General features: G+C 62.8%; 8 protein-coding genes and 1 tRNA gene. All 9 read right to left on the bottom strand.

Going from position 1 to position 9,647, the window contains the following annotated elements; all coding sequences use genetic code 11:
• The coding region (locus IH971_09210; GenBank protein ID MCH7498016.1) for a hypothetical protein at nucleotides 1-355 on the bottom strand (355 nt) is incomplete at its 3' end.
• A gap of 144 nt (nucleotides 356-499) precedes the next feature.
• A complete protein-coding gene (locus IH971_09205) occupies nucleotides 500-724 on the bottom strand; it encodes a hypothetical protein (protein ID MCH7498015.1) in 225 nt (74 codons plus the stop codon).
• A complete protein-coding gene (locus IH971_09200) occupies nucleotides 721-2,568 on the bottom strand; it encodes a redoxin domain-containing protein (GenBank protein ID MCH7498014.1) in 1,848 nt (615 codons plus the stop codon). Before IH971_09200 ends, IH971_09205 begins: the two co-directional genes overlap by 4 nt.
• Before the next feature lie 265 nt (nucleotides 2,569-2,833).
• A complete protein-coding gene (locus IH971_09195) occupies nucleotides 2,834-4,060 on the bottom strand; it encodes an outer membrane protein transport protein (GenBank protein MCH7498013.1) in 1,227 nt (408 codons plus the stop codon).
• Between the two features lie 28 nt (nucleotides 4,061-4,088).
• Nucleotides 4,089-5,024, bottom strand: coding sequence for a hypothetical protein (locus IH971_09190; protein MCH7498012.1), 936 nt, complete (start codon nucleotides 5,022-5,024; stop codon nucleotides 4,089-4,091).
• Nucleotides 5,025-5,229: 205 nt separating this feature from the next.
• A complete protein-coding gene (locus IH971_09185; protein ID MCH7498011.1) occupies nucleotides 5,230-7,269 on the bottom strand; it encodes a hypothetical protein in 2,040 nt (679 codons plus the stop codon).
• Between the two features lie 130 nt (nucleotides 7,270-7,399).
• Nucleotides 7,400-9,226, bottom strand: a complete 1,827-nt coding sequence (locus IH971_09180; GenBank protein ID MCH7498010.1) for a M14 family metallopeptidase — start codon at nucleotides 9,224-9,226, stop codon at nucleotides 7,400-7,402.
• Entirely contained in the window at nucleotides 9,223-9,507 is a 285-nt protein-coding gene (locus IH971_09175; protein ID MCH7498009.1) for a BolA/IbaG family iron-sulfur metabolism protein, read from the bottom strand. The genes IH971_09180 and IH971_09175 overlap by 4 nt, the downstream gene beginning before the upstream one ends.
• A 36-nt stretch (nucleotides 9,508-9,543) precedes the next feature.
• Nucleotides 9,544-9,616: transfer RNA gene (locus IH971_09170), tRNA-Thr, on the bottom strand.
• Nucleotides 9,617-9,647: the final 31 nt, after the last annotated feature.

The following is a 9,647-nucleotide window of genomic DNA, read 5'->3' as shown; positions in this document are numbered from 1 at the left end:
TGCCGGCTTTCAACCCTGAGACGTACGTCGATCCGTTCGCCCGCACAAGCTTCTCGCCGCCGTCACGCACTTTGGCCCCCCAAATGATGCCGGCAGCAAATATGGCCCCCGATCCAGGCGGGTACTCGCCTGCGGACCCGCTGCTGGAGAGTGTCCAGGGAAAGAAGCCCCTGCGATCAATCCAGAGGTGGAAATCGTTGATGTTCAGGATGGTGGTGTCGGGGCCGTTAGCGGTGTTGGGCTGAGCCGGGACAGTCGGGAAGGTGGACTTAGCCAGCTTCTGCGACGCGAATCCGGCATCGGGTAACGCCAGTACGACGCAGCTGACAATGGCAACAATGTGCATGCGACGCATGCGATCCTTCCTCGCCCGGCGTGGGGGCCTGAACTTGAGCAGTGGTACAATGTAGAGATAGATCGTACCGTGCGGAAGTGAATATTTAAATGGAATTTAGGAAGAGGCGCGCTGCCGACGGGAAGCGGCCGGAGGGCCAGGCTGCTAGTCCCCGTCTGCCACCGAATCGAGCAGCAACCGGGCCGCCGCGGCATCGCCCTCAGCCACCAGCAGGCGGGCGCCACCCGAGCCGAACAGCAGGCTGGGTTGCATGCCTCCGGCGTCGTCGGCGGAGATCATCGCCTCGATGCCCTCAGCCACCAGCAACGCCAGGTCCAGCTCGGCCTCGTGGCGGTAGAGGTAGGATTTCACGGTTACCAGGCCGGTCATAGTCCTAAGGGTGTTGGGAGGCTGTAGGTCAGCGGCAGCTGATCCTGCCCCGCGCCGTCAGCAACGGGCACCTTCCACTGCACCGTCTTGATGGTGCACAGCCCGGTCTGATCGGTGAAGCAGGCGTAAATGGTGGCGCTGAGGGTGAGGGTGGTGCCGGGAATCGCCGCCAGCGGCAGGATCGTGGTGAGCGACGTGATGGGCACGCTTTTGCCGCCGGACTGAGCCAGGTAGGAGGGCGCCTCGTCCAGGAGTTTCATGTTGGGGGGCAGCTCCAGGGTGAAGGCGGCTGCGGCCCCGTCAGCCAGTGCCACGGGAGCCAGCTGGAAAGTTTCGTCGGCGGGCAGGTCGTCGTTGGCCAGCTGCAGGTTCCGCAGGTTCATGGTGGTGACCGCGCCGGTGGCAAGGTCCAGCTTGCGCACCAGATGATTGTTGGTGTCGGCCACGTAAAGCACACCGTCGGCGTAGCTGAGCCCGCCCGGTTCGTCGAAAGTGGCGGGATCGTCGGTGTAGCCCGGCTGGCCGCTGCCCGCAAAGCGGGTGACCCGGTCTTCGCCGGGGTCGATGACCTTGACCCGGTTATTGTAGGTATCGGCCACGTAGAGCCGCCCCTCGGCCCAGGCCACCCCCAGGGGGTGCTGAAAGCGGGCCTTGTCGCCGCTGCCTTCGTCATCGCCAAAGTCGAACAGTCCCTGGCCCACAAGCGTTTCCACGCTCCCCGCGCCATTCAGGGGCACCTGACGGACGGCGCTCACCTCGCTGTCGGCGAAATAGAGGTTCGTTCCATCGGTGGTGAGGCCGCTGGGCTGGGCCAGTTGGGCTGACAGGCGGGGTCCGTCCACAATGTTTTCCCGTCCGCTGCCGGCGAAGGGCTCGCCGTAGGCCGTGTTAATGTTAACCTCCCAGATCTGGTGGAAGCCAGCCATGGCAACGAACAGCCGGTCACCCACCAGCACCAGGTCCCAGGGCGAGTTGATGGCCACCTCCCGGCCGGTGCCGGGAAGGTTGAATCGCCGGGCCTGCCTGCCGGTGCCCAAAAGGGTGGTAACCTCGCCGGCGTGGAGGTCGGCTACGCGGATGAGGTGATTTTCCGTGTCGGCGATGTAAAGTTTGCCGTCGGCCAGGGCCAGCCCCTGGGGGTGATTGAAGCTAGCCTGCTGAAACGGTCCGTCGTCAGCGCCTTTGGTGCCCGCCCCAATGACCTGTAGAATTTCCTCGCTCTTGCGGTCCACCACCAGGATGCGGTTATGGTTGGCGTCACTGATGTAGAGCACGGGCTGGTCCGGGTCGGCGAGCACCTTGCCCGGAAATGAGAGTATGCGCCGGGGTTCACGATCGGCTTCCAGGCTGACCTCAATGGCGCGCCGGTCGATCTTGCCCTCCCTGTCGAACAGGTTTACCACCTCAGCGATCAGGGGGTCGAACACCGCCAGTGCTCCTTCGCCGGAGCGCGTGCCGATGATTTTGCCCTCGGGATCGATGAGGATCATGGTAGGCCAGGCCCGGACGCCATAGGCGCGCCAGAGCTCGAATTTGCTGTCATTCACCACCGGGTGTTCGATCTCGTACCGCAGGATGGCCTGCCGGATATTGTTGGTCTCCTGCTCGGTGGTGAATTTGGCGCTGTGCACCCCGATCACCACCAGTTCGTCCCGGTACTTCTCTTCCAGCACCTTCAGCTCGGGAATCACGTGCATGCAGTTGATGCAGCAATACGTCCAGAAGTCCAGCAAGACCACCTTGCCGCGCAACTCGCTCAGGCTCAACGGCTTAGGGGTATTGAGCCAGTCCATGCCGACGGGGAACTCCGGCGCGATGAGCTGGCCTCGAAAACGGTCGCTCATATCCTCGGCGTCCTTATGCTGGGCACTGCAGCCTGAAAGTCCGAACATCAGGCTAGCGACGGCTGCAATGACGGGTAGCTTCACGCGGGGCAAGATGGTGGTGCCTTTCACTGTTAGGTGGGCCTCCGCCGGGGGGCCCAATATGGATCGCATCCAGCGTGAGTGCAACGGTGTGTTGGCGGCGGGGTTCCACGGGGGACAGGCAGGGAGGGGGCTGGCCGGAGCAGCGGCCCATCGCCGAGGTAGCAAGTCGCGCCTACTGGCCTCATAGCCGGTAGGCGAAGCTGAGCCATCCCAGCGCGGCCGTGGTGAGTTCGGAGCTGCCGTCATTCAATTCCCGCCGCCAGACCGTGAAGTTCACCGCCAAATCGATCTTGATCTGCGGCACCGGCACCACGCTCATGCCCAGGGCCACGGTCTGCTGGATCATGCGGGGGAAAGATTCCCGCATGATGGGTGGATCGCGCCGGTATCCAGCCCGCAGCTTTAAGTTCATGAAGGGCACCAGCAGCTCGCCACCCACCGCATAGCCGACGGTGCTGGCATATTGGTTCCGCAGGGTGTCGTTGATGCCGATGTCGATGGGTACCTCAGCAGAATCGATGAGGTCCACCAGATTCGACTTGAACCGTATCTGGGAGTAGTCGAACCAGATCATGTCCCCGCTGAAAATCAGGGGGCCTGCGGTCAGTGAAGAGCCCAGGCGCAGGGAATAGGAGGCCAGGGATTCGTAGTTATAGTTGTCCGGACTGATGCCGGTGGCGCTGAATTCTTCCTTTATCGCCACTTTCTGCGGTGAACGCACCAGCAATCCTACCCGCCAGCGTGGGACCGGCGCCAGCAGCACTCCCAGGTTTAGCCCCACCCCAGAGTAGCTGGGCTCAATCCGAACAAAATCGGTCGAGTCCTGCACCGAGCCGGTAAAAAAGGCACTGTTTTCGGTATACTTGTTGTGCCCGGTGAACACTTCCAGGGCCGCTCCCAGGGCCAGCTTGCTGGACACCTGATAACCGGCGCCGAGAGCAACGGCGGCTATGCTGCCCTCCTCGGTGATGCGAAACCGGGACTCCGCCGAATTCAGTTCACGCTGATGCTCAAAGGAACGCAGCAAATGGTAGGCTGCCGCCACCGTCAATTTCGTGTGGGCAACAGGTAGCGCCAGGCCCACATTCCCCAGGCGAGTGGCGGTGATGGTTGCGGGCGAGGACGTCCCTGAGGGCGAAACCTCCGTGGAAACCCCAAGGTAGTGAAACCCCAGACTGATTTCGGTTTTCACCAGATGGGCCAGCCCGGCGGGGTTGTAATAGAGGGCCGTGGCATCGTCGGCGATGCCGGTGAAGGCCTGCGCCAGTCCACTCGCGCGGCCACCCGGCCCGCCCAGCCCCACAAAAGGACGCACGGCATCCTGATCGTTCTGCCCGCTGAGCAGTGCAGTTAAGATGATGAGCATGAGCACCGCCCGTTGGGGGATCTGGGAGGGGGTGTCCAACATGAGTCAGCCTGGAGTGGGTGGCGGAAACCTAGGGCTTCCGGTCGCGGGAACGGCGCGTTTTGCCGCTATTGCTGCCTTTGCTGCTCTTTGACCGGGAGGAGATATGTTGCCTGGTGCTCCCGGCGGACGATTGCTCCTTACGTGGCCTGGCGGCGCTGCCCCGCCTGTTGGCCCCGCGCGCCTGCTTGCCAGCCGAAGCCGAGCCGCTGGACTTAGCCTTGGCGGTTGTGGCCGAGCCTCTCCAGGAGCCGGAGGACCCTGGCCCGGAGGCAACCACTTTGGTCATCGTGCTGCCATCATCGGTGTTGGACGCGAGTTCCGCCGCGGACCCTGTAGGCAGGCCCCAACGGTTGCGGGGGCGTCGCGTTCGGGATGTGTTCTGGTTGCTTGCGTCCGCGAGACCGCCGTCCCGGTACCAGCTTGATCCATGGTAGTGGTTGCGCCAGCCGTAGTAAGGACCGAAGGCATTGACATAGCCCGCGTAATAGGGGTCGTAGTACCAGGGATCGAAGTACCAAGGGTCGTAGCCAGAGGCATACCAGGGGTCGAGATAGGCACCGTACTGACCGTAGCCATACCAGGGGTCATGCCACCACGCAGCATCGAAAAACGGGTCATAGGCATACCAGGGGAGCTGGTTCCAACGCTGATGGTGGCTGAGCCAGAGACGGCTACGAAGACCGCGGTAGTGATAGGGACCGTAAAGATGGTACGAGAGGTTCAGCCGTGAGCCGCCCCGCCGGTAATAGGGATCGCGGTACAAGTTACGGTGCATGCTGCCGGTGTAAGTCTCGCCGCCGGATCCTGGCGTGTCGACGACGGCAGCGGGTACGGTAGCTTGGGCGAGTGCGTCAGCCTCATTGAGCGCCGCTCTGTCGGGGATGGTCTCCGTCAGGCGGTGAGCTGGGTTAGCGGCGTGGTAGCCGGCGAAATAAGGATCGACCTCCGGATTCGTGTATGACATGCAGCCGGACAGTCCGATCCCGCAGAGAAGAAGCCATCGTCCAGCCGGGGAAATCCGTTTAGTCATCATCACCTCGTTCGGCAATGTAGGCGTTAGGGGTTACGATTACAACATTTTCGGTCCCATGGAGCCTACGGTTCGAGGGCCGGTTGGTTCCCAGTGGCGGTCCGGGAGGGCGCCTAACGATGAGACGGTTTAAAGGGCCTCAATCAAGATTCATTTTTTGAAGCAGGTTGACAAAGCGGGGATGGGAGCGCAGCGTGTCCACCATAGGTTCGACCCGGAAGAATATCAAGTAGTGGTGCCGCTCCGAATACGCCCTCTCGAGCCACGACATGGCCGCTTCCAAGTCGCCAAGCCCCGTATGGATGGCGGCCATGCTGACGGCCGGAATATAGCGTTCGTCAGCGGCGGCATTGAGCTCAGCCAGGATGGCCAGAGCATCCTGCTCTCTGCCGGCCAGACCGTAAGTAAAGCCCAATCCGGAGGCCACCAGGGCGTTCCCTCCTGACAGAGCTAGCGCTGTTTGCAGGGCAGGAATTGCCTCCTCAAACATGCCCTTGTAGGCGTAGGACAGTCCCAGATAAATGTAGGGGAAGAAGTGCCTGTCATCCAGCTCAAGGGTTTTGAGGCATTGTTCGATGGCGTGGTCGTATTGACGGGCGAAATAGTACTTCCGGGCCAGGCCTCCGCTGATTTCCAGATCCAGGGGATCGAGCTCTGCGGCCCGGGCCATGGCCTGGAAACTCTCCTCTGTCCGGCCCGTGGCTATGAGCAGCTGAGCGTACCAGTGGTGAGCGGTGGCATAACCGGGATTGAGGCGTAGCGCATGCAGGAATGTCTTTTCGGCGGCCTCCCAATCCCACTCGTAATTGAACTGGAACGCGGCCAGGGCTGCGTGGGCCTCGGCCAGGGTACTATCGAGACTCAAGGCTCGACGGGCCATAGCGCCGGCGCGGGGCAGCACATCCCTAGGCGGCAGATAGCTGTAGCTGCCCTGCATGTTGAAGGCGTCGGCAAGCCCGGCATACCCCAGGGCAAAGGTGGGGTCGATGTCAACGGCCTGGTTGAAATACTCCATGCTCCGGTTGAGTCCGTCAAAAGTGCGCTTGTTCCAATGGTGTCGGCCCCGCAGGTAGGCCCCGTAGGCGGCGGGATCGACGGGGACGGGTGAGCCGGCCAGCTGGGCTTCCTCGGCGGGGGTCAGCGCAATGCTGATCCGGCGGGCGATGGCCTTGGCCACTTCACTTTGCAGTGCCAGCACGTGGCGCAAGTCGCGGTCAAACTCCTCCGCCCACAGGTGCTGATCAGTGCGGGCATCAATCAGCTGAGCGGTGATGCGCACCGAATCGTCGGCCTGGATCACGGAACCCTCCACCAGTGCATCCACCCCCAGCTCCCTGGCAATCTGAGGCAACAGCTTATCGCTGTCCTTGTAACGCATGACCGAGGTGCGTGAGGTTACCGTCAGGGCCTTGATCTGCGCCAGGTTGGCGATGATGGCTTCGTGCATGCCCTCCACAAAGTAATCCTGCTCAGGATCGCCGGTAAAATTTTCGAATGGGAGCACGGCCACGGAGGTTATGGCCCCACCCCTCAGCGGGAGTCGCGCGATGAGCGCATAGCCCGCCAGCCCGGCCACCGCCACCGCAGCTGGGAGCCAGACCGCCCGCCGCATGACGGCTCTGGCAACTGGCAGTCGCTCCTTGACAGGGCGGCTGCCCTGACGGGGTGCCGGCAGTCCTTCACCGGCCAACTCAAAGACTTTTACCGGGCGGTTCACGTTCTTGAGCTGCTTCTTGCCCAGGAATACCGCGTCGATTTCCGGCTTGTTGCGGATAGCATCGTAAACCGGGTCGGATACGCTGATACCCCCTGGCTGCGCCAACGGCTCAATGCGTGCGGCCACATTGACGCCGTCGCCGAAGACATCACCCCCTTCAAAAAGCACATCGCCGACGTGAATACCGATGCGCAGCTGGAAGCTGCCGGTGCGGGCAAGTTCGCGTTGAATTTCAAGGGCGCAATTAACGGCTTCGGTAGCGCTCTCAAAGGCTGAGAGGGTGCCGTCGCCCATTTCCTTGAGCCACTGCCCAGCATGGGCCTTAATCAGGGGTTGGAGCACATTGCGGGATTGCTCGAGAATCTTCAGCGCCTGCCGTTCATCACGAGCCATGGTGGCCGTATAGCCCACGATGTCGGTAAACATGATAGCGGCCAGCTTGCGGTGCCCGGTCTCAGTCAACAGCGACCCCTCCTCTGATTCTGGCGCGGCTGGGCGGGTAGCTCGTACCCGAACTGTTGGAATCTAAGGACTTATTGGCGTAATGTCACTGACAAGCGGCTGGGCCCGGCCGGGAACGGTCTGGGACTCGCTACGGCTCCCGCCCCACCGGGTAGACCTGCCAGCGGTCATCGAAATAGGGCGTTTGCCGGTAGAACCACTGCAGCTGGGCCTGTGGGTCGGCGGCGAAGGAAGTGTCCTCGGCCAGCCGCAGCTCAAACGAATCCCTCAGTGCCGGGTCGTGGGCCAGCATGCGCCGTGCCAGCGGCTCCATGACGTAGCCTTCCGCATATTCGGTACTCTGGAGGACCTCCAGAAAGAAACCCCACTGAAAGAACGAGTCGGGTGAGCCCGGCTCCAGCAGCAGGATGGCCAGGTCGCCGAGGGGCTGATCGGTTGGCACCCGAACTGAGCCGGCCGGGAAAGTGACGCTACGTCGCTCGCTGGTTGTCCTGGCAGTCACCGGCATGTGACCTTCGAAGGGTGCGTCGGCCAGCTTGACCTCGTGCAGGCGGTACATATCGACCACCACCTCACGGGCCTGGGCCATGGTCTCCAGGTAGACGCCGTGGATCCCCAGCCGCTGGATAACCTCGGTCCACACCGGCGGAATCCAGTAGGCTCTCGGGCGGCTGACCGTCAGTCCCGGCTTGGTGAACCGGATATAGGGCACCGTGAGGGTCACAGGCTTGCCCGTATACTCAATCCGGGAACCGCCGCCGAGAACGGAGGGAACCGACCGCCACTGGATGCCCAGGAAGGCCACCTGATCGGGCTTGCCATCTGCCTGGGTCCACGTCAGGGTGACCGCCTGCGAATCCCGGGTGCGGTCGGCGGTGACGGCCCGCCGCAGCCCGGAGGCCTCCCTGGCTAGCGTCTTCAGCGCGCTTTCCAGCAAAACGTAGGTGCCCAGCACCCGCTGTCGGTATGGTTTCAGGGAGTGGTTTTCCACCAGTACGGTGGGGAGGTGCCGGGCGTCGCCATAGCCGATGGAAAAGCGAGGACCAGCTGTGAATTCCAGGATGCCTTTCGCAGGGTCGTTGTTATCGACACCGAAAATCAGCGGGCCCGGGATGTGACCCATGGCGGCCAGGTCCTTGTTCAGGGCAGGAGTAAGGTGCTTGTCGAGCCACCCGGCGATGCTGGGAGACAGCCCCTGTTTGCCGGTATAGCCGAAGGTAATGTCGTACTGGTAGTCGATGCCATCAGTGACGTGTAGATCCAGGTAGAGGTCCGGCTCCCATCTGTTGATGGCCCGCACCAAGGCGTGCATCTCGGGGATGTCAAGCTTGGCATAATCCCGATTCAGGTTCAGGTTTCGGCCGTTGGTGCGCCACCCCATCTCCAACGGACCGCGCTGGTTAATGCGGCCGTATGGCGAGGTGAGTTCGTGGCCGTCCACGCTGAGGATAGGAATGAACAACAGGTTGGCGCGCTGCAGCAGCCTGTCCTTGGTGCCCCGGACGGTCATATCCCGCAACAGCATGAGACCTGCGTCCTTGCCGTCGATTTCCCCCGCGTGGATGCCCGCCTGCGCCAGCAGGGTGGGTTTGCCGGTGGCTTTCAGGGCGGTGGGGGTGAAGGCCCGGTCAGCAGAGGCGATGACCATCCAGATGTCGCGTCCCTCGGGGCTGGCGCCCAATGAGACCATCTGCAGCTCCGGTGCGGCAGCCACCAATTTCTTCAGCCAGGCCACGGTTTCCACGTATCCGGGTGTGGTGGTGAGGCCGGTGCGCTCCGCCGGGGTTATCCACGGATCATCCGCGCCCACGATGAGCGCCTGGCTCCTGCCGTCCCACGGCGGTGCCGGGGGCAGGGGGGCGGTCCAGTCCATGTCGTCTTGTGAGCGGCCCGGTAGTGCCAGTAGCAGGCCAAGCATCAGCAGGGTGAGCCAGACCGGTGGGAAAACACCTCTCACCGTACGGACCCGTCATCTGGCGTCAGTGTCCCCATGGACGGGGCGTGGGCCGCCTGCTTCATGAGGTCGCCGACGGCAGCGCAGACCCGTCTGTGCCGCTCCACCAGCAAGAGTCCCTCAAACCTGCCGGAAACGATGCGGACGGCATCAGGGCCGCCTCGGTAAGCCCGGTTGCCCTCGTGGCCTGCGGGATGGCTGGTCTGATCATCGCTGGCCAGGTGAATGGGGACGCAGGCGTCCTCGATGCGCTGGTGGAGGGTGTGAGTCGTGGAAGTGGTCATAAGTGCCGGGTGGGCCTTGAGGATTCCACCCAATTGAGCCACCTGGCGGAGTCGAACCGCCGACCTGCCGATTACGAATCGGCTGCTCTACCAACTGAGCTAAGGTGGCACGACCTGCTACGGGCCAGAGGAGAAAAGTT

It is taken from the genome of Candidatus Neomarinimicrobiota bacterium, assembly GCA_022560655.1.
Classification (GTDB): Bacteria; Fidelibacterota; Marinisomatia; order SCGC-AAA003-L08; family TS1B11; genus JADFSS01.
The sequence above is the reverse complement of the archived record's forward strand: the minus strand, read 5'-3'. Positions and strand labels throughout refer to the sequence as shown.

Bases quoted from the DNA above. Each gene is read 5' to 3' on its own strand.
- IH971_09200 (MCH7498014.1), bottom strand. From the start codon at position 2,568: ATGAGCGACCGTTTTCGAGGCCAGCTCATCGCGCCGGAGTTCCCCGTC.
- IH971_09175 (MCH7498009.1), bottom strand. From the start codon at position 9,507: ATGACCACTTCCACGACTCACACCCTCCACCAGCGCATCGAGGACGCC.
- IH971_09195 (MCH7498013.1), bottom strand. From the start codon at position 4,060: ATGTTGGACACCCCCTCCCAGATCCCCCAACGGGCGGTGCTCATGCTC.
- IH971_09205 (MCH7498015.1), bottom strand. From the start codon at position 724: ATGACCGGCCTGGTAACCGTGAAATCCTACCTCTACCGCCACGAGGCC.
- IH971_09190 (MCH7498012.1), bottom strand. From the start codon at position 5,024: ATGTCATACACGAATCCGGAGGTCGATCCTTATTTCGCCGGCTACCAC.